This window comes from Sulfitobacter sp. 1A13421 (genome assembly GCF_043557285.1).
In the GTDB taxonomy this organism is placed as follows: domain Bacteria; phylum Pseudomonadota; class Alphaproteobacteria; order Rhodobacterales; family Rhodobacteraceae; genus Sulfitobacter; species Sulfitobacter faviae.
Map to the genome: position 1 here is coordinate 17,352 of NZ_JBIFFQ010000004.1, position 18,748 is coordinate 36,099.

Here is an 18,748-nt window from a genome sequence, read left to right on the forward strand (position 1 = left end):
TGGAATGCGCGTGGCTGTTGCGGGCTTTCTGCACGAGACAAACACATTCGCCCCCAATCCGGCGGATATGCAGGCTTTCCAACTGGGCGGCGGCTATGTCCCCATGGTGCGCGGCGCGGCGATGTTGCCCGCCTTCGAAGAGGTTAACCTTGGCATGGCGGGCGCGCTGAGGGTGGGCCAAGCGCAGGGTTGGGACATCGTGCCGATCCTCTGGGCGGGGGCGATCCCCTCGGCCCATGTCAGCCGCGACGCCTATGAGACGATTGCGGGCGAGATTATCGAAGGCATTCGGCAGGCCGGGCCGCTCGACGGGGTCTTTCTGGATCTGCACGGCGCCATGGTGGCGGAGCATCTCGACGACGGGGAAGGGGAGTTGGTTCGCCGTCTGCGTGCGGTCGTGGGGCCGGATGGGCCCATCGCCACGGCGCTTGATCTACACGGCAATATCTCTGAAGATTTCGTTGCGAATGTCGATGTGCTCGTCGGTTTTCGCACCTATCCGCATGTGGACATGGCCGATACCGGCGCTGCCGCGGCCCGCCAGCTCGACCGGATCATGACGACCGGCCAGCGCCCGGCCAAAGCCTTTCGCCAGATGTCATATCTGGTGCCGATCCCGTTTCAATCGACCGAAATGTCGCCGGGGCGTGAGCTTTATGAAGGGGTCGCCGCCTGTGAAGCCGCGGGGGCGCTCTCGGCCAGCCTGTTCATGGGTTTCCCGGCGGCGGATATTCCCGATTGCGGCCCCGTGGCCGTCGCCTATGGCGAGACGCAGACTGCAGCAGACGCCGCCGCCGACAGGCTTGCCGCAGCCTATGAGGCGGCAGCGCCCGCCTTTTTGGAAAATGAGGCCTATGACCCCGACAGCGCGGTGGCAGAGGCGCTATCCCGCGCCGCCGGGCCGGGGCGCGGGCCTGTGGTCATCGCCGACACTCAAGACAACCCCGGCGCGGGCGGCGTTTCGGCCACCACGGGCATGTTGCGCGCGCTCGTCAAGGCCGAGGCCCAGAACGCGGCCATCGGGTTGATCGTCGACCCCGCCGCCGCCGAAGCGGCGCATCAGGCCGGGGTCGGTGCCGAGGTTAACCTGCGCCTTGGCGGCCACGCCGACATCACGGATGACGCGCCGTTTGAAACGGTGGCGACGGTCCAGCATCTTTGCGACGGAACGCTGCGCGCGACCGGCCCCTATTATGGCGGCACGGCGCTGAACCTCGGCCCCTCGGCCTGCCTGCGCATCGGCGGGGTCCATGTCGTCGTGACCAGCCGCATCGCCCAGATGGCCGACCGCGAGATGTTTCGCTTTGTCGGTATCCAACCCGAAGAGATGGATCTCTTGGTGGTCAAAAGCTCCACCCATTTCCGCGCAGACTTTGCCCCCATCGCGCGCGACATCCTTGTCGCCTGTGCGCCGGGGCCGATGCCCCTCAATCCGGCCGATTTGCCCTTCACGCGCCTGCGCGCAGGGCTTCGGCTGTCCCCGAATGGCCCCCGTTTCGGGGCCAATGGTGCCCAAAACGCACCACCCGACCAGGGCGGCAAGACCGCCTTGGCCCAATAAAAACCAAAAGATCACTCAACAAGGGAAAACCACATGATACCTCTACGATCGGCACTGAAACAGTCGCGCGGACTTGCCGCCGCCTTTGCCGCGACCACGGCGCTTTTGGCACCCGGCTCTCTGGCGGCGCAGGATGGCGAAACGACCATCACGGCGGTCATGCACTCGGGCCTGCGGGTTCTCGATCCGGTCATCACTACCGCGCATATCACCCGCAACCACGGTTATATGGTCTATGACGTGCTGACCGCCGTAGACGAAAATTTTGAGCCGCAGCCCCAGATGGCCAGCTGGGAAGTCTCGGATGACGGGCTCGTCTATACTTTCACCCTGCGTGATGGGCTGATGTTCCATGACGGCGCGCCGGTGACTGGCGAAGATGTCGTGGCCTCGCTCAAACGCTGGGGCAAGCGTGACGGCGGCGGGCAGTTGATCTTTGACGTGACCGAGAGCCTTGAAGCCAGCGACGAGAAGACTGTCGTCTGGACCCTGACCGAGCCTTTCGGCCCGCTCTTGTCGGTGATCTCCAAACAATCTGCCGTGCCGCCTTTCATCATGCCCAAGCGTGTGGCCGAAACCTCGGCGGATGAGACGATCACGGAATATATCGGCTCCGGCCCCTTCGTCTTTAACCAAGATGAATACGAGCCTGGCGTGAACGTCACCTATGAGAAGTTCGACGACTACGTCCCGCGTGACGAGGAAGCCTCCTGGATGGCGGGCGGTAAGGTGGTCAATGTCGACCGTGTGGTCTGGACCACGATGCCCGACGCGCTCACTGCGATCAACGCGCTCTCGGCGGGGGAGATTGACTATCTCGAACAGGTGCAGATCGACCTGCTGCCGATCCTCGACGCCAGCCCCGAGGTCACGGTCGAGACCCGCGATGACCTTGGCTATGTCACCATCGGTCGGCCCAACCACCTGCACCCGCCCTTTGACAACAAGCTGGTGCGTCAGGCGGCGATGGCGGCGCTGGATCAAGAATCCATGCTGCAAACGATGCAGGGCGACCCGGCCTATTACAACGTCTGCGGCGCGATCTTTGGTTGTTCGACACCCTTGGGTGACGAAGCGGATGCGGAGATCGTGACCGGCGGCGCGGACCCGGAAAAGGCGAAGGCTCTGCTCGAAGAAGCAGGCTATGACGGCACGCCCATCGTGCTGATGGCGCCGACGGATGTGATCAGCTTGATCAACCAGCCGGTGGTGGCCGCCCAAGCCCTGCGCGAGGCGGGTTTCGAAGTCGACATGCAGTCGATGGACTGGCAATCGGTAGTGCAGCGCCGCGCCCAGCAAAGCCCGGTCTCTGAGGGTGGCTGGAACATGTTCTTCACCAACTGGATGGTGCCCGAGATTTCGGACCCGCTGACCAACGTGATGGTCAGTGGCCGTGGCGACGAGGCGTGGTTCGGCTGGCCCGATGACCCCAAGGTCGAAGAGCTGCGCGCGAAGTTCATGAAGGCCGAAGGGCCCGAGGCGCAAAAGGAAGTGGCCGTCGAGATCCAGAAACACGTCATGGATAACGTCAACTACATCATGATGGGTGAATATCTGATCCCGCAGGCGCGTCGGAACACGATCCAGAACATGCTGCCATCGCCCGTGCCGGTGTTTTGGAACATGACCAAAGAGGCGGAGTAATCCAGCCTTTCGGAGGGCGCGGCCGCCGCGCTCTCCACCGTCATCTCTGCCCGCAGGCAGCGCCCCCGCTTCCGGGCCTGCCTTCTTTCCGCCGAAAGGGACCTTCCGGAAAATGCTCGTCTATATCCTGAAGCGCGTCTTGGCCACGATCCCGGTCATGCTGATCGTCGCCATCTTCGTCTTCCTCCTGCTGCGTCTCACCCCCGGTGATCCGGCAGCCATTCTCGCCGGCGATGCCGCCACCCCCGCACAGCTTGAACGGATCCGTGACCGTCTGGGTCTGAACGATCCGCTGCTGACACAATTCTTCACATGGATCGGGCAATTGCTGCGCGGCGATCTGGGCGTCTCGCTTTTGTCGAACACCTCTGTGGCGGGCATGTTGGGCGACCGGCTGGGGCCGACCATCAACATCGCGCTGATGACCATCACCATCTCTGTCCTGCTGGCGGTGCCGATGGGCGTGATCGCCGCATGGCGTCACCGCACTTGGGTCGACTTTCTGGTGATGTCCTTCTCGGTGCTGGGCTTTTCGGTGCCGGTCTTCGTGATCGGCTATATCCTGATCCAAATTTTCGCGATCGAACTGCGTTGGGTGCCGGTGCAAGGCTACAAGGCGCCTTCGGAGGGCATCGGGCCGTTCTTCTCGCGCGCCATTCTGCCCTCGCTCACGCTGGCCACCATCTATGTGGCGCTTATCGCGCGGATGACGCGGGCCTCCATGCTCGAAGTGCTGGGCGAAGATTACATCCGCACCGCCCGGGCCAAGGGCGTGCGCGAGAATGTCGTGCTGTTTCGCCATGCGCTGCGCAATGCCGCCGTGCCGATCCTGACCATCATCGGCACTGGTTTCGCGCTGCTGATCTCGGGCGTGGTGGTGACGGAAAGCGTCTTTAACATCCCCGGCATCGGGCGGCTTACGGTCGATGCGATCCTCGCGCGCGACTACCCCGTCATTCAGGCGATGATCCTGCTGACGGCGGGCATCTACGTCTTCGTGAACCTCTTGGTTGACGTCTCCTATTCATTCTTCGACCCAAGGATCCGGTACTGACATGATCGAGCAACCCCAATCCCGTCACAGCGCCTTTCAGGTGCTGACCGGACTGCTTTCCCTGCCTGCGGGCGCAAGGGTCGGTATCGGCCCGCTGCTGGCGGCGCTTATCCTCCTGGCCATCGTGCTGGCGTCGATCTTGGCACCGCTTTACGTGCCATATGACCCGCTGGCGATGAACTCTGCCGCGCGGCTCAAGCCGCCTTCCGAAGAGTATCTTTTGGGCACCGACCCCTATGGCCGCGATACGTTCTCGCGGGTGATGACCGGCGGGCGCGTGTCGCTGCTGATCGGGGTCGGGGCGGCTTTGGTCAGCGTTGCTATCGGCTTGGCCATCGGCCTTGTCGCTGGTTTCTTTCGGGTGGCGGATGGCATCATCATGCGGATCATGGACAGCCTGATGGCGATCCCCGCGATCCTTCTGGCGATTGCCCTCGTGGCGCTGAACGGGCCGTCGCTCGGCTCGGTCATCATCGCCATTACGGTGCCGGAGGTGCCCCGCGTGGTGCGGCTGGTGCGCTCGGTCGTGCTGTCGGCACGGGAGGAACCCTATGTGGAGGCGGCCATCGCGCTCGGCTCGTCGATGCCCAAGATCCTGATCCAGCACCTGATGCCCAACACCATGGCACCGCTGATCGTCCAAGGCACTTATATCTGCGCCTCGGCGATCCTGATCGAGGCGATCCTGAGTTTCCTCGGCGCGGGCGTCAGCACCGAGATCCCCACGTGGGGCAACATCATGGCCGAGGGGCGGACCTATTTCCAGATCAAGCCGGGGCTGATCTTCTGGCCGGGGCTGCTGCTGTCGCTTTGCATCCTGTCGATCAACCTTTTGGGCGATACCGCGCGCGATCTGCTCGACCCGCGCATGAAGAAACGGGAGGGCTGAGAGATGCAGTTCAAGACCAAAGACTTCTCCGACGCGCGTGAGGTGCTCAAAGTGCGCGACCTGCGCATCGGGCTTGCCGGGCGGCCACAGGCCAAGCCGGTGATCGACGGGATCGACCTCACCATCCGCGCGGGCGAGACGCATTGCTTGGTGGGTGAATCTGGCTCAGGCAAATCCGTAACCTCGCTCGCGGCCATGGGGCTTCTGCCGAAATCGGCGCTGGAGGTGCAAAGCGGCAGCATCACGCTGGACGATTTCGAGATCACCAGCGCCAGCCATGCGCAAATGCGCCAGCTGCGCGCGCGGCGCATCGCGATGATCTTTCAAGAGCCGATGACCGCGTTGAACCCGGTGCTGCGGGTGGGCGAACAGATCATGGAAGTGCTGAACATGCACAGTGATCTCAGCCAGTCCGAGGCCAAGAAACGCACGCTCGACATGATGGATCAGGTGCATCTGCCGGATGTGAACCGCATCTTCTCGGCCTTTCCGCACCAGCTTTCGGGCGGGCAGCGCCAGCGCATCATGATCGCCATGGCGCTGATCCTCGACCCCGATCTGCTGATCGCGGATGAGCCGACAACGGCGCTGGATGTGACGACGCAGTTGCAAATCCTCAAGCTGATCGCCGAGATGCAAGAGCGCCATGGCACCGCCGTCCTCTTCATCACCCATGACATGGGCGTGGTGGCCGAGATCGCGGATACCGTGACGGTGATGCAGCAGGGTAAGATCGTCGAACGCGCGCCAATTGAAAAGCTGCTGACCAAGCCGGAGAAGGAATATACCCGCACTCTGCTGACCGCCGTGCCCAACCTCACCCCGCGGCCCGCAAGGGCGGCGGCATCGCAAAGCGAAGTGGTGCGTGTGGCCGGGCTCGACATGACCTATGGCGGCGGCGGTTTCCTGCGCCGCAACGAGGGTGTGAAAGCCGCGCAGGATGTCAGCTTTACCATCAAACCGGGGCGGACGCTGGGCATCGTGGGCGAATCCGGCTCAGGCAAATCCACCGTGGCGCGGGCCATCATGCGGCTGATCGACCCGACAGCGGGCAGTGTCAACGTGGCGGGGACCGAGATCGCGCAGCTTTCGCGTCGTCAGCTGCGCGATCACCGCAAACATCTGCAAATCGTGTTCCAAGACCCCTACCGCTCGCTTAACCCGCGCTGGACCGTGGCGCGCAGCCTTTGCGAAGGCCCGATCAACTTCGGCACCCCGCGCGAAGAGGCGATGCGCCATGCGGCTGAACTGATGGAATTGGTGGACCTGCCGCGCGATGCACTCGACCGCTATCCGCATCAATTCTCAGGCGGGCAGCGCCAGCGTATCGCCATCGCGCGGGCGGTGGCGATGAAGCCCGATCTGCTGGTCGCGGATGAGGCCGTCTCGGCCCTTGATGTGAGCGTGCAGGCGCAGGTGCTCGACCTTTTGGATGACATCCAAGAGAAGTTCGGCGTGGCCATGCTTTTCATCACCCATGACCTGCGGGTCGCCGCGCAGATTTGTGACGAGGTCTTGGTCATGCAGCGCGGGCAGGTCGTTGAATACGGCCCTGCGGGCGATGTGCTGGCCAACCCGCATCACGACTACACACGCAACCTGATCGAAGCGGCCCCGGGCCGCCATTGGGATTTTGCTAACTACCGCGCGCTCGGCAGCGCCACCATGACGACAGGAGCCACCGCATGACCGTCCTTCCCAAGATCGAAGCCTTTGCCGCCGATCTCACCGCCATCCGCCAAGATATCCACGCCCATCCCGAACTGGGGTTCGAAGAGGTCCGCACCGCGGGCATCGTGGCCGAAAAGCTGCGCGCCTATGGCGTGGACGAGGTGCATGAAGGGCTGGGCGGCACCGGGGTTGTCGGCATCATCAAGGGCGCGGGCGGTGGCAACCGCCGTGTCGGGCTACGCGCGGATATGGACGCGCTGCCGATTGTCGAAGATTCCGGCGTGCCCTATGCCTCGACCAACCCCGGGCGGATGCATGCCTGTGGCCATGACGGCCACACCACCATGCTCTTGGGCGCAGCGCGCTATCTGGCGGAAACCCGTGATTTCGACGGCACCGTGGTGCTGATCTTTCAACCTGCCGAGGAAGGCTTGGGCGGCGCGCGCCGGATGCTGGAGGAGGGGCTCTTCGAGAAATTCCCTTGCGACGAAATCTACGGCATGCACAACGATCCGAATGCAGAGCCGGGCGTGGTCAATGTCACCCCCGGTGCGGCGATGGCGGGGGCGGCCTTTTTCGATATCACAGTCAAAGGCACCGGCAGCCACGCCGCCATGCCGCATCAGTCGCGCGATCCCATCGTCATCGGCACGGCGCTGGTGCAGCAGTTGCAATCGGTCGTCAGCCGCAACACCCCGCCGACCAAGCCGATCGTGCTTTCGGTGACCAAATTCAACGCGGGCTCGGCCTATAACGTGGTGCCAGATACCGCCAGTATTGCGGGCACGATCCGTTATTTCCATGAGGATGTGATCGAAATGGCCGAGGCCCGGATGCGCGAACTCTGCGCCGGTATGGCCAGCGCCTATGGGATCGAGATCGAAGTCGACATCCGCAATGTCTTTGACGTGTTGATGAACGACCCCGAACTGACCACCGCCTATGTCGAAGCAGCGGCCAGCGTGGTGGGCGGCGAGAACGCCCATGTCTCGACCGAACAGGCCAGCGGGTCGGAGGATTTTGCCGATATGCTGAAGGTCGTGCCGGGGGCCTATTGCCGCGTGGGCCATGCGGGCAGCGTGCCTTTGCACAACCCCGGCTTCGTGCTGGACGACGCCATTTTGCCTGTCGGTGCCTCGATCTACGCGCGGATTGTCGAGACGCGCCTGCCAAAGGTCGGCGGCTAGGCCCTTGCGCCAATCATTTAATTTAAGCCAACCGCCCGCTGTCGCGCGGCGGAGGAAAGGATATTGAACATGACCAACCCGCTCGATCTGCCTTTTGATACCGAAGAGATGCTCACCGGGCTGCGCCCATGGATCGAAACTGAAAGCCCCACATTCGACGGGGCGGCGGTGAACCGGATGATGGATGTGGCGCAGCACGATCTGGCGGTCTTGGGCGCGCGGACGGAACGTATTCCAAGCCCGATGGGGCTGGGCGACAGCCTGCGCGCTGAAATGCCCCATCCCCGCGCGGGCGAGGGGGGCATTCTGCTTTTGGGTCATATGGACACGGTTCACCCCCTCGGCACCTTGGCGAGCCTGCCTTATAAACGCGAAGGCGATATCTGCTACGGTCCCGGTCTGATGGACATGAAGGGCGGCAATTACGTCTACCTCGATGCGCTGCGCAAGCTACAGGCCGCCGGGGTCGAGACGCCGCTGCCGGTGACGGTGCTTTTCACCCCGGATGAGGAGATCGGCACCCCCGCCACCCGCCGTCTGATCGAAGAAGAGGCGAAGCGCCATAAATACATCCTCGTCCCCGAACCTGCCCGCCCCGACGGCGGCGCGGTGATCGGGCGCTACGCCATCGCGCGATTCAACCTCCAGACCCGGGGGCGCCCCAGCCACGCGGGCTGGGCGCTCTCCGAAGGCCGCTCGGCCATCGCGGAGATGGCCAAGGCCGTGGGCACGATCGAAGGCATGACCACCGAGGATTGCACCTTCTCGCTCGGAGTCTTTCACGCGGGCCAATGGGTCAACTGCGTGTCCTCGGTCTGCGATGCCGAAGTGCTCACCATGGCAAAAACACAAGAGCAGCTCGACGCAGGCGTGGAAAAGATGATGGCGCTGAACTCGGACGAAGGCGATGTGATCATGGAAATCCGCCGCGGCGTCACCCGCCCGGTTTGGGAGCCCGACCAGCCCGGCACGATGGCGATGCTGAAGCTCGCGCAGGAGATTGGGGGCGAACTGGGGATCGAGATCACCGGAAGCTCTGCCGGGGGCGGATCGGACGGTAATTTCACCGGGTTCCTTGGCCTGCCGACGCTGGATTCCATCGGAGTGCGTGGCAAGGGTCTGCATACGTTGCAGGAGCATATCTATGTCGGCAGTCTCACCGAACGCGCGAAACTGGCGGCGGGGTTGTTCTGTCGGTTGACGGCTTGAGGTGGGGAGGGGGCGGAGACCCCCTCTAAACCACCCCCGCTGCCATCTGCTGCGCGTCGCTCCATTCGCGGGGGGATTGGCCGTACATGCGTTTGAACTCTCGGCTGAATTGCGAGGCGCTGACATAGCCCACCGCCATTGCCGCTTCGCTGACCGTGGCGCCGCCTGCGATTTTGACAGCGGCATTGTTCAGGCGCATGGATTTGACGAATTGTATCGGCGACATCGTCGTTACCTGTTTGAACTTGCGGTGAAATACCGCGCGGCTCATGCCCGCGCGTTGGGCCATGGCGTCGATGGAGATGGGCGCGTCGAGATGGGCCGCGACATGCGAGATGGCCCGCGCCACGGCATTGCCCGCCCCGAAGGCCCGCCGCGCGAAGAGCCCTGCCTCTCCTTTCAAGATGGCGTAGTACAGTTCCCGCAGGCGCGCCTCGGCCAGCACGGCGCGGTCGGTTTCGCTTTCGCTCAATTGCAGCAGGCGCAGCAGGGCGTCGGAGAAAGCCCCGTCCCATGCCGCGAGTTTAATCCCCTCGGCGCGCAGGTCGGCGGGGGCAGGGGGGAGGAGGCTCCCCGCGCTTTCCATTTCAAGCGAAAGCTCCGCCATCAGCCGCGCATCCAGAGCGATGTAGACGCCAAATAGAGGGGTCTGGGGCGAGGCGCTTGGCGTGCCCGCTTTGACCGGCATCGACATCGGGCAGCACATATAGCGGCTGTCGTCATAGACATAGCGCTGACCGTCAAGCACGGCCTCTTTCGCGCCGCTGACGATGGCGATGACAGAGGGTTCATAGACCGCGGGCGCGCAGGGGATCGCGCTGGTCGCCCGGAAATACTGCACGCCCTTGATGCCGGTTTCGGTCAGCCCGTCGGTATGGCTGTGCCGTTCGATGATATGGCGGATTTGGTCTTTGCCCATGCGTGGAGATTAGGGCCGCATGAGCGTTTTATGCAATGGCTGTGAGAGGATCAGGCAAGTAATCGCGACGATCCGGTCTATTTCCGTAGGGGGCTGAGATTTATCTGCAAGGTCAACGGGGCGCGATGCCTCAATAAAGCTAAGGAACGAGACCATGACAGATAAGACTTTCGGCGCGCACGGCTGGACCCCTGAGCAGATTGACGGGGTAGAGGGGAAGACCTTCGTGATCACCGGGGCCAATGCGGGGGCCGGATTTCAGGCAGCGCGGACCTTGCTGAGCAAAGGTGCCGCGGTGGTGATGCTGAACCGCAGCGCGGAACGGTCAGCAGAGGCGGTGGCCAAGCTGAAAGACGAATTTGGCGCGGCGGCGCGGGTGCGTTTCGTGCAGATGGACCTCGCCGATTTGCAGTCGGTGCGCCGCGCGGCGGCAGAGGTTCTGCGCGACATTCCCCGCATTGATGCGCTGATCTGCAACGCCGCCATCGCGCAGGTGCCAAACCGCCAGTTGACCAAGGCGGGCCACGAAAGCCAGCTCGGCACCAATCACTACGGCCACTTCCTGCTCTGCGGCTTGCTCTTTGACCGGATCGACGAAAGCAATGGGCGGATCGTGGTGGTGGCCAGCCTCGGCTACAAGATGGGCCTGCGCACTATTCAGTTCGACGACATGAACTGGGACAAGAATTACCGCGCCAACCCGGCCTATAGCCAAAGCAAGCTGGCGCAGATGATGTTTGCCTATGAGTTGCAGGACCGCGTCGCGCGGGCGGGGAGGAACGTGGCGGTCTATGTCTGCCACCCCGGCGCCTCGGCCACCTCTTTGATCCGCACCAGCGGCGGGCTGATGACCCGGTTCACTTGGTGGCTGATGTCGAAACTGCCGATCGTTCAAACGGCGGAGCGCGGCGCCTATCCCGAGGTCATGTGCGCCACCGAGGATGGGCTAGAGCAGCGCGCGCTTTATGGCCCCACAGGCCGGATGGAGATGGTCGGCCCGGTCGGGCGCGGCAGGTTGGAGCCCTATGCCTATGACAAAGAGACGATGGTCAGGCTCTGGGAACGGTCCGAGGCGGAAACCGGCTTTCGCTGGGCGGTTTGAGGGGCGGGTGGGGCCTGTCTCCGCCCTGCTCAGAACGCGCGATATCCGCGGGCCATCCGCGCCGAAGGAGAGTGTCGATTTTTGAAGCATTTGCACAATAAAGTTGCACTTGAAGAGTCCCTTGCGGACTATTCTTGCCAAATGAGATCATTTGGTTAGTCTCTGATCTCGGGTCGCCCGACCAATAGCGTATTTCAAGTAAGCAAAGGGGCGACCATTCTGGGAGGAGGAAACATGACTGAGACTAAAAAGTTCAATCGACGTTCGTTCCTGACGAAGTCCGCACTTGCTGGGGGGGCGGCGACGGGGAGCATGCTGGCCGCACCGGCGGTGCTGGCCCAAGCGCCGATCGTCATCAAGATGCAGACGTCGTGGAACGACGCGAACATCTGGCAAGACTTCGCCCGCGATTATGCGACGCGGGTCGAGGAGATGTCAGGCGGGCGTCTGAAGGTCGACGTGCTGCCCGCGGGCGCGGTCGTCGCGGCGTTTCAGGTGCTTGATGCGGTGAACGACGGTCTGATCGACGCGGCGCATTCGGTGCCCGTCTATTGGTACGGCAAGAACAAGGCCGCATCGCTCTTTGGCACCGGCCCGGTTTTCGGCGGCTCTGCCACCACGATGCTGTCGTGGTTCTATCAAGGCGGCGGTCAGGAGCTTTATAACGAGCTGACGCAGGATATCATGGGCCTCGACGTTGTGGGCTACATGGGCTTCCCGATGTTCGCCCAGCCCTTCGGCTGGTTCAAGAATGAGGTCAATACCGTCGACGACCTGCAGGGCTTCAAATACCGCACCGTGGGTCTGGCGGCCGATCTGATGGCCAAGCTGGGCATGTCGGTGGCACAGCTGCCGGGCGGTGAGATCGTGCCCGCGATGGAGCGCGGCGTGATCGACGCCTTTGAGTTCAACAACCCCTCGTCGGACAAGGACTTCGGCGCGCAGGACGTGGCCAAGAACTACTACCTTTCGTCCTATCACCAAGCCTCCGAGAGCTTTGAGTTCCTGTTCTCCAAGATGTTCCTCGAAGACCTCGACCCCGATCTTCAGGCGATCTTGAAATACGCGGTTGAGGCGGCCTCGACCGCGAACACGGCCAAGGCGATGGACCGCTATTCGGCGGACCTTCAGTTCCTACAAAACGAGGCTGGCGTGACCGTGCGGCGCACGTCCAAGGAAATCTTGGATGCGCAGCTTAAAGCATGGGATGAGCTGATCCCCGAGCTGGAATCCGATCCCTTCATGAAAAAGACCCTCGACAGCCAGCGCGAATGGGTCGACCGCGTGGCCTATTACGAGTTGATGAACTCGCCGGATTATGGGCTTGCTTACGAGCATTACTTTCCCGGCAAGATCAAACTCTGATCCCGCAAACCCATAACATCACCGCGAACTCCGGCGCATGGCGTGCCGGGGTTCGTGCGAGATACCGAGGGCATCATGATATCTTTCATTCGGTTCGCCGATAACCTTTCCGCATGGTTCGGCAAGGCTTTTGCGTGGCTCATTTTGCTGATGTCCATCGGCACGGGCTACGAAGTTTTTGTGCGCTATGTGCTGAACAATCCCACGGCTTGGGCGCTGGACGTGTCCTTCATCATGTATGGCACGCTCTTTATGATGGGCGGGGCCTATACGCTTTCGCGGGGCGGCCATGTGCGGGGGGATTTCCTCTACCGGCTGTTCCAGCCGCGCACCCAAGGCATGATCGACCTCGTGCTCTACATCATCTTCTTTTTTCCCGGGGTCACGGCGTTGATCCTCGCGGGGTGGAAATACGCCGCCCGCTCGTGGTCCTACGGCGAGGTGTCGGTCAATAGCCCGGCGGGGGTGCCGATCTACCAATTCAAGGCGATTATCGTGGCGGCGGGGATACTGCTGTTCATCCAAGGCATCGCGCAGGTCTGCCGTTGTCTCATCGCCATACGTTCCAACTACTGGCTCGAAGCCGAGGAAGACGTCTTTGAGACCGAAGACCTCATGATGCGCGAAGCCAACAAGGCCGAAAAGGGCCATCTCACATGACCGATCCGCAAATCGCCCTGATGATGCTTGGGCTGTTCATCGTCTTTGTTTTCTTGGGCTTTCCGATTGCTTTCACGCTGATGGCCATGGGCATCGGCTTTGGCTACTACGCCTATTTCGACGCGCGCCGCATGTGGCGCAGTTTCGACCGGCTGGACGAGGGGGCCGGCCAATGGGAGCAATGGTCGACCTGGATAGATGGGTTCTTCAACAACCGAATATTCGACCTTTTCGTGAACCAGACCTTTACGGTGATGTCGAACGAAGTGCTGACGGCGGTGCCGCTGTTCCTTTTCATGGGCTATATCGTGGAGCGGTCGAATATCGTGGACCGGCTCTTCACCACGCTCAACATCGCCTCCAAGAACATCCCCGGCTCCATGGGCGTGGCCGCGCTGATCACCTGCGCGCTGTTCGCCACCGCCACGGGCATCGTCGGCGCGGTGGTGACGCTGATGGGGCTTCTGGCCCTGCCCGCGATGCTGAAGGCGCGCTACAACCCGTCCTTTGCCGCCGGCATCATCTGCGCGGGGGGCACGCTGGGCATCCTGATCCCGCCCTCGATCATGCTGATCGTCTATGCGGCGGCGACGAATGTCTCCATCGTGCGGCTTTATGCGGCCGCACTCCTGCCGGGGCTTACGCTGGTTGGCCTCTACCTGATCTACATCATCGGGCGCTCGCTGTTGCAGCCTTCATCGGCCCCGCGCCCCACGGCGGATGAGGTGCCAGACATGCCGATGGGCAAGCTGTTGCTGATGATCGCCACCTCCTTCCTGCCGCTGGCCTTCCTCATTTTCGCGGTGCTGGGCTCGATCCTCTTTGGCCTCGCCACCCCGACAGAGGCGGCCTCGATCGGTGCATTGGGCGGCATCTTCCTCGCCTTCATCTACCGCGCGATGACATGGCAGCGGATGCGCGAAAGCGTCTACCTCACGGTGCGCACCACGGCGATGGTCTGCTGGCTTTTCGTCGGCTCCTACACCTTCTCGGCGGTGTTCTCCTACCTCGGCGGGGAGCATGTGATCTCGGAGTTCGTGCAATCGCTAAACCTGTCGCCGATCATGTTCCTGATCCTTGCGCAGCTTATCATCTTCCTGCTCGGCTGGCCGCTGGAATGGTCCGAGATCATCATCATCTTCGTGCCGATCTTCTTGCCCCTGCTGGCGGTGTTCGAGATTGATCCGCTGTTTTTCGGCATCCTCGTGGCGCTGAACCTACAGACCAGTTTCTTAACACCACCGATGGCCATGTCGGCCTATTACCTCAAGGGGATCGCCCCGCCCGAGTTGCGTCTGACGCAGATTTTCGCGGGCGTGATGCCGTTCCTCTTCTGCGTGATCCTGTCGATGGTGCTGATGTATGTCTTCCCGCAGATCGTCTTCTACCTGCCGGAGGTGTTCTATGGACGTTGAGGCACGGATGACCGCCCCGGCGGCGCTTGGCGTGGTCGAACTGCGGGACCGTTTGGCGACCGGCGCATTGGATGCGCTGGCGCTGGTGGAAAGCTACATCGCGCGGATTGAGGCGCGCGAGGAGGTGGTGGGCGCTTGGGCGTGGTTCGACCCCGAGTTTGCCCGCGCGCAGGCCCGAACGCTCGACAATCATCGCCGGGCGGGCAGGCCGCTGGGGCGGCTGCACGGGCTGCCGGTGGGGCTGAAAGACGTGATCGACACGCGCAGCATCCCGACTGAGAACGGCGCGGCGCAGGACAAGGGGCGCGTGCCGCTGCGCGATGCTTTCATCGTCGAGCGGCTGCGGGCCGAAGGCGCGATCATCATGGGCAAGACGGTCACCACCGAACTGGCCTTCATGCATCCGGGCAAGACCACCAATCCGCATAATCCGGCGCATAGCCCCGGCGGCTCGTCCCAAGGGTCGGCGGCGGCGGTGGCAGACGGGATGGTGCCCTTGGCCATCGGCACGCAAACCGGCGGGTCGGTGATCCGGCCTGCGTCCTTTTGCGGGGTCACGGGGTTCAAACCGACTTTCGGCGCGATCCCGCGCCGGGGGGTGCTGACGCAATCGCCCTCGCTCGACACCATTGGCGTCTTTGCCAGCGATCCCGCCGGGGCCGCGCTGCTGGCCGAGGTGCTGTTTGGCCATGATCCCGAAGACCGCGCGACCGAGCTTGCCCCGACCCCCGCGCTCTTGGCCGAGGCGACCAGCGCGCCGCCGATCCCGCCGGTTTTCGGCTTTGTCCGCCCGCCGGGGTGGGAGGATGCCGATCCGCAGCTGCACGCCGCTTTCGAGGAATTGGTCGCGGCCCTTGGCGATCAGGCTTTCGAGATGCACCTGCCGCCGGTCTTTAACGAGGCTGCCGAGGCGCGCAAACGCATCAATTTTGCCGAGATGGCCTATCACTTCTACCCCTATCTGCGCGACGGGGCCGAGCTGCTCTCACCCGTGGCGCGGGAGGCGATGGAGGCGGGCAATAAGGTGCTTGCCCGCGATTACCAATCGGCCCGCGACTTGCCCAAGGTGCTGACCGCCGCGCTGGAAGAGTTGCTGACCCGTTGCGATGTGCTGCTCTGCCCCGCAGCCACCGGCCCCGCGCCGCGTGGGTTGGAGACCACCGGCGATCCGATTTTCAACGGTCTTTGGACGCTTTGCGGCAGCCCCTGTGTGACCCTGCCGTTGATGACCTCGGAAGAGGGCTTGCCGATGGGGGTGCAACTGGTCGGCGGTCACGGTCAAGACGGGCGTCTGATGCGCAGCGCCCAGTGGCTTTTCGACCGGGCCGATGGTGCAACTGAATGAGGATGAGACCATGAACCGCCTACTTGCCCTGCTCGCCTTTGCCGCGATTGCGGTGTTTTTGCTGATCCTCGCCGTGGAGGTGCCCAGCATCGACCTGATCATCATCGTCGCGGTGACGCTGGCTTTTGTGGCCTATGATTTCTTCACCTCCAGTCGGAAAGATCGGGACTGAGCCATGGGTAAACCCGTCATCTGGATCACCCGGCAGCTGTCAGAGGCCACGCTCGACCGCGCGCGGCGGGATTACGAGGTGATCTGGGATCCCGACGACAAGCCCGGCAGCGCCGAGGACATCATCGCGATGAGCGCGCGGGTCGATGGTATGATCCCCTGCCATTCCGAACATTTCAGCGCCGATGTGGTGGCCCGACTTGCCCCCCGGCTCAAGATCATCGCGAACCATTCCGTGGGCGTCGATCACTGCGATCTGCCCAGTCTCAAGGCGCGGGGGATCGTGGTGACGAACACGCCCGGTGTTCTGTCGGATGCCACGGCGGAACTGGCGCTGATGTTGATGCTGGGGGCGGCCCGTCACGCGGTTGCCGGGGATCAGCTGGTGCGCAGCGGGCAGTGGCAGTCGTGGTCGCCTGCGATGCTGGTGGGCAAACAGCTTTCCGGCGCGCGGCTTGGCATCATCGGGATGGGCGGCGTGGGCCGGGCCTTTGCCCGCAAGGCGCGCGGGTTGGATATGGAAGTGCATTACCACAACCGCCGCCGTCTTGACCCGGAGGCGGAGGCGGAGGCGGGGGCCACCTATCACGCCGAATTGGACGACCTGCTGGCGGTCTCCGACTTCCTCTCGTTGCACTGCCCGGCAACGCCTGAGACGGTGGGCCTGATGAACGCCGCGCGTTTGGCGCGGCTGCCCAAAGGCTGCGTGATCGTCAACACCGCGCGGGGCAATCTGGTGGATGAGGCGGCGCTGCTCGACGCGCTCACCTCGGGCCATGTCGGCGCGGCGGGGTTGGATTGCTTCGTGACCGAGCCGGGCGGCAACCCGGCCTTTGCTGCCCATGATAACGTGATGATGATGCCCCATGTCGGCAGCGCCACCGTGGCCACCCGCGACGCGATGGGCTTCAAGGCGCTGGACAATCTCGATCATTTTTTCCGGGGCGAGACGCCGCCGGATCAGCTGTAGCGGCAGCGGCTCTTCTAGGTGGTGCGCGGTGGCGGGGCGGGGGTGTTTCGCCCCGACCCTCGTGGGGCGGGTAGGGTGATGACGGCCAAGCAGCCGATCACCAGCGCCACGCCGATCCAGCCCAGCGGGGGCAGGCGTTCACCCACGATCAGAACGGCCAGCACCGCCGCGACGACGGGCTCGAACAGGGTGATCACGGTCGCCGTGCTCGCTTCCACCCGGGCGAGGCCGTAACCAAAGGCGATATAGCCCAGAAACATCGGCACGGCTGCCATATAAAGCCCCACCGCGGCGTTGGTCCAAGAGGCCAGAAACGCCCCGCCCGAGATCGCCAGCACCGGCATCAGCAACAGCCCACCCAGCCCAAAGGTCGCCCCCATGGCGACGGTCGAGCCCATGCCTTGCAGCATCATCCGGCGCGCGCTCCATGAATAAAGCGCGTATGTGAAGCCGCCGATCAGACCCAGCAAGACGCCCAAGGGAACCGAGGGCGCGCCCGCCGCCATATCGTGCGCCGCGCCTTCGGCCAAGCAGATCAGCCCCATGCCGATCAGCCCCACCGCCGCGCCGAGGCACCATCGCAGGGTCAGGCGGCGGCCATCCAGCAGATATTCGATCAGCGCCGAAAGCAGCGGGGCGGAGCCGATGGTGATGACCGTGCCCACCGTCACCCCCGCCAGCCGCATCGCGCCGTAAAAGGCCAGCGGATAGACCGCCACGGCCAGCGCGCCGATGATCAGCAGGCGGCGCTGTTGCCAGAGCCGCGCGCGCTGGTTCAGAATGCCCCGACCGGCCCAGAGGGCCTGCGCGATCCCGCCCAGCCCCATGGCAGCGGCACCGATGGCGGCGGCGCTGACCTCGGGGGCGAAAGTGGCGGCGGTGCCGGTCGTGCCCCAGACCACCGCAGCGAAAAGGATGGCGATCACGCCCCAGCGGTAGCCCTGCATCATGGAAACGTCCCTAGCATGTCATTGGTGCTGGCGCGTATCGCGCAGCAGCGTTTTGGCCAAATGCTGCGCGGCAGTCACGGCCTGCGCCCCGCGCAGCGGCCAAGTCTGTGTGAGCCCTTCGAGGATCAACAGCAACTCGGTTTCCGCACCCGGCAGATCGGCGGCTGCGGCGGCCTTGGCCGCGACCTCGGCCTTATGGCGCGAGAGCAAGGCGTGCAGTTTTTCGCTGCCGGGATCAGCCGCGACGGCGGCATGGAACAGGCAGCCGTGAGAGGTTTCCGTCTCCATCCATTGCCCGACGCGGGCCAAAATCGTCTCCAGCGCCTCGGTCGGGGTCTCGGGCAGATCGCCGAAGACAAGCGCGAGGTAGCGTTGTTGCCGGTTCTCCAGTGCCGCCAGCACCATTTCCGCGCGCGAGGGGGTGTATTTGTACAGCGTGCGCAGGCTCACCCCCGCGGCATCGCGCAGGTCTTCGACGCTGGGTTCGGCAAAGCCGCGCGTGGCAAAGGCGCGCTCAAGCCCGGCGGCGATCTTGCTTTTGGTATCTGTCATGCTTGACGATGTAGAGGGGGCGCTCTACCTACGCAAGTAGAGCAATCATTCTACACTAACCATTCCGCCGCTGAAGGAGCCCGA

Annotated in this window: 17 protein-coding genes; 14 read left to right on the forward strand and 3 right to left on the reverse strand. The window is 63.5% G+C overall.

Annotated features, from left to right (window positions below; translation table 11 throughout):
* Positions 1 to 4 precede the first annotated feature (4 nt).
* The 7 genes from ACGYLI_RS09045 (at position 5) to ACGYLI_RS09075 (ending at position 9,215) form a co-directional block, all read left to right on the forward strand.
* A complete protein-coding gene (locus ACGYLI_RS09045; protein WP_394418943.1) occupies positions 5 to 1,561 on the forward strand; it encodes a M81 family metallopeptidase in 1,557 nt (518 codons plus the stop codon).
* 33 nt (positions 1,562 to 1,594) lie between these two features.
* Positions 1,595 to 3,205 carry an ABC transporter substrate-binding protein gene (locus tag ACGYLI_RS09050; RefSeq protein ID WP_394402441.1) on the forward strand — a complete coding sequence of 537 codons (1,611 nt, stop codon included), beginning with the start codon at positions 1,595 to 1,597 and terminating at the stop codon, positions 3,203 to 3,205.
* Positions 3,206 to 3,317: 112 nt separating this feature from the next.
* A complete protein-coding gene (locus tag ACGYLI_RS09055; RefSeq protein WP_067266948.1) occupies positions 3,318 to 4,259 on the forward strand; it encodes an ABC transporter permease in 942 nt (313 codons plus the stop codon).
* 1 nt (position 4,260) lies between these two features.
* Positions 4,261 to 5,148, forward strand: a complete 888-nt coding sequence (locus ACGYLI_RS09060) for an ABC transporter permease (RefSeq protein ID WP_067266950.1) — start codon at positions 4,261 to 4,263, stop codon at positions 5,146 to 5,148.
* Positions 5,149 to 5,151: 3 nt separating this feature from the next.
* Positions 5,152 to 6,837, forward strand: coding sequence for an ABC transporter ATP-binding protein (locus ACGYLI_RS09065; protein WP_394418944.1), 1,686 nt, complete (start codon positions 5,152 to 5,154; stop codon positions 6,835 to 6,837).
* On the forward strand, positions 6,834 to 8,006 hold the full coding sequence (locus ACGYLI_RS09070; protein ID WP_394418945.1) for a M20 aminoacylase family protein: 1,173 nt from the start codon (positions 6,834 to 6,836) through the stop codon (positions 8,004 to 8,006). Before ACGYLI_RS09065 ends, ACGYLI_RS09070 begins: the two co-directional genes overlap by 4 nt.
* A 69-nt stretch (positions 8,007 to 8,075) precedes the next feature.
* Entirely contained in the window at positions 8,076 to 9,215 is a 1,140-nt protein-coding gene (locus ACGYLI_RS09075) for a M20/M25/M40 family metallo-hydrolase (RefSeq protein WP_394418946.1), read from the forward strand.
* A 25-nt stretch (positions 9,216 to 9,240) separates the two neighbouring features.
* Here the strand turns inward: ACGYLI_RS09075 and ACGYLI_RS09080 are convergent, their stop codons facing one another.
* Positions 9,241 to 10,134 (reverse strand): AraC family transcriptional regulator N-terminal domain-containing protein, encoded by an 894-nt coding sequence (locus ACGYLI_RS09080; RefSeq protein WP_394418947.1) that lies wholly within the window; start codon positions 10,132 to 10,134, stop codon positions 9,241 to 9,243.
* Between the two features lie 154 nt (positions 10,135 to 10,288).
* On the opposite strand from ACGYLI_RS09080, the gene ACGYLI_RS09085 reads away from it, so the two are divergent.
* The 7 genes from ACGYLI_RS09085 to ACGYLI_RS09115 all read left to right on the forward strand — a co-directional run bounded on the left by ACGYLI_RS09085 (position 10,289) and on the right by ACGYLI_RS09115 (position 17,162).
* Positions 10,289 to 11,236 carry an SDR family oxidoreductase gene (locus ACGYLI_RS09085; protein ID WP_394418948.1) on the forward strand — a complete coding sequence of 316 codons (948 nt, stop codon included), beginning with the start codon at positions 10,289 to 10,291 and terminating at the stop codon, positions 11,234 to 11,236.
* 234 nt (positions 11,237 to 11,470) lie between these two features.
* Entirely contained in the window at positions 11,471 to 12,601 is a 1,131-nt protein-coding gene (locus ACGYLI_RS09090; protein WP_067266961.1) for a TRAP transporter substrate-binding protein, read from the forward strand.
* A 75-nt stretch (positions 12,602 to 12,676) separates the two neighbouring features.
* Positions 12,677 to 13,261: a TRAP transporter small permease subunit gene (locus ACGYLI_RS09095; protein ID WP_093928097.1), complete on the forward strand. Its 585-nt coding sequence runs from the start codon at positions 12,677 to 12,679 to the stop codon at positions 13,259 to 13,261.
* Positions 13,258 to 14,676, forward strand: coding sequence for a TRAP transporter large permease subunit (locus ACGYLI_RS09100; RefSeq protein WP_394402454.1), 1,419 nt, complete (start codon positions 13,258 to 13,260; stop codon positions 14,674 to 14,676). Before ACGYLI_RS09095 ends, ACGYLI_RS09100 begins: the two co-directional genes overlap by 4 nt.
* Positions 14,666 to 16,021 (forward strand): amidase, encoded by a 1,356-nt coding sequence (locus ACGYLI_RS09105; RefSeq protein ID WP_394418949.1) that lies wholly within the window; start codon positions 14,666 to 14,668, stop codon positions 16,019 to 16,021. The genes ACGYLI_RS09100 and ACGYLI_RS09105 overlap by 11 nt, the downstream gene beginning before the upstream one ends.
* Positions 16,022 to 16,031: 10 nt before the next feature.
* Positions 16,032 to 16,193 (forward strand): hypothetical protein, encoded by a 162-nt coding sequence (locus ACGYLI_RS09110; protein ID WP_169306085.1) that lies wholly within the window; start codon positions 16,032 to 16,034, stop codon positions 16,191 to 16,193.
* 3 nt (positions 16,194 to 16,196) lie between these two features.
* Entirely contained in the window at positions 16,197 to 17,162 is a 966-nt protein-coding gene (locus ACGYLI_RS09115) for a 2-hydroxyacid dehydrogenase (RefSeq protein ID WP_394418950.1), read from the forward strand.
* A gap of 14 nt (positions 17,163 to 17,176) precedes the next feature.
* On the opposite strand, the gene ACGYLI_RS09120 is transcribed toward ACGYLI_RS09115, so the two are convergent.
* Together ACGYLI_RS09120 and ACGYLI_RS09125 are read right to left on the reverse strand one after the other, a co-directional pair.
* On the reverse strand, positions 17,177 to 18,112 hold the full coding sequence (locus tag ACGYLI_RS09120) for a DMT family transporter (RefSeq protein ID WP_394418951.1): 936 nt from the start codon (positions 18,110 to 18,112) through the stop codon (positions 17,177 to 17,179).
* Positions 18,113 to 18,130: 18 nt separating this feature from the next.
* On the reverse strand, positions 18,131 to 18,664 hold the full coding sequence (locus ACGYLI_RS09125; protein WP_394418952.1) for a TetR/AcrR family transcriptional regulator: 534 nt from the start codon (positions 18,662 to 18,664) through the stop codon (positions 18,131 to 18,133).
* Between the last annotated feature and the right edge of the window lie 84 nt (positions 18,665 to 18,748).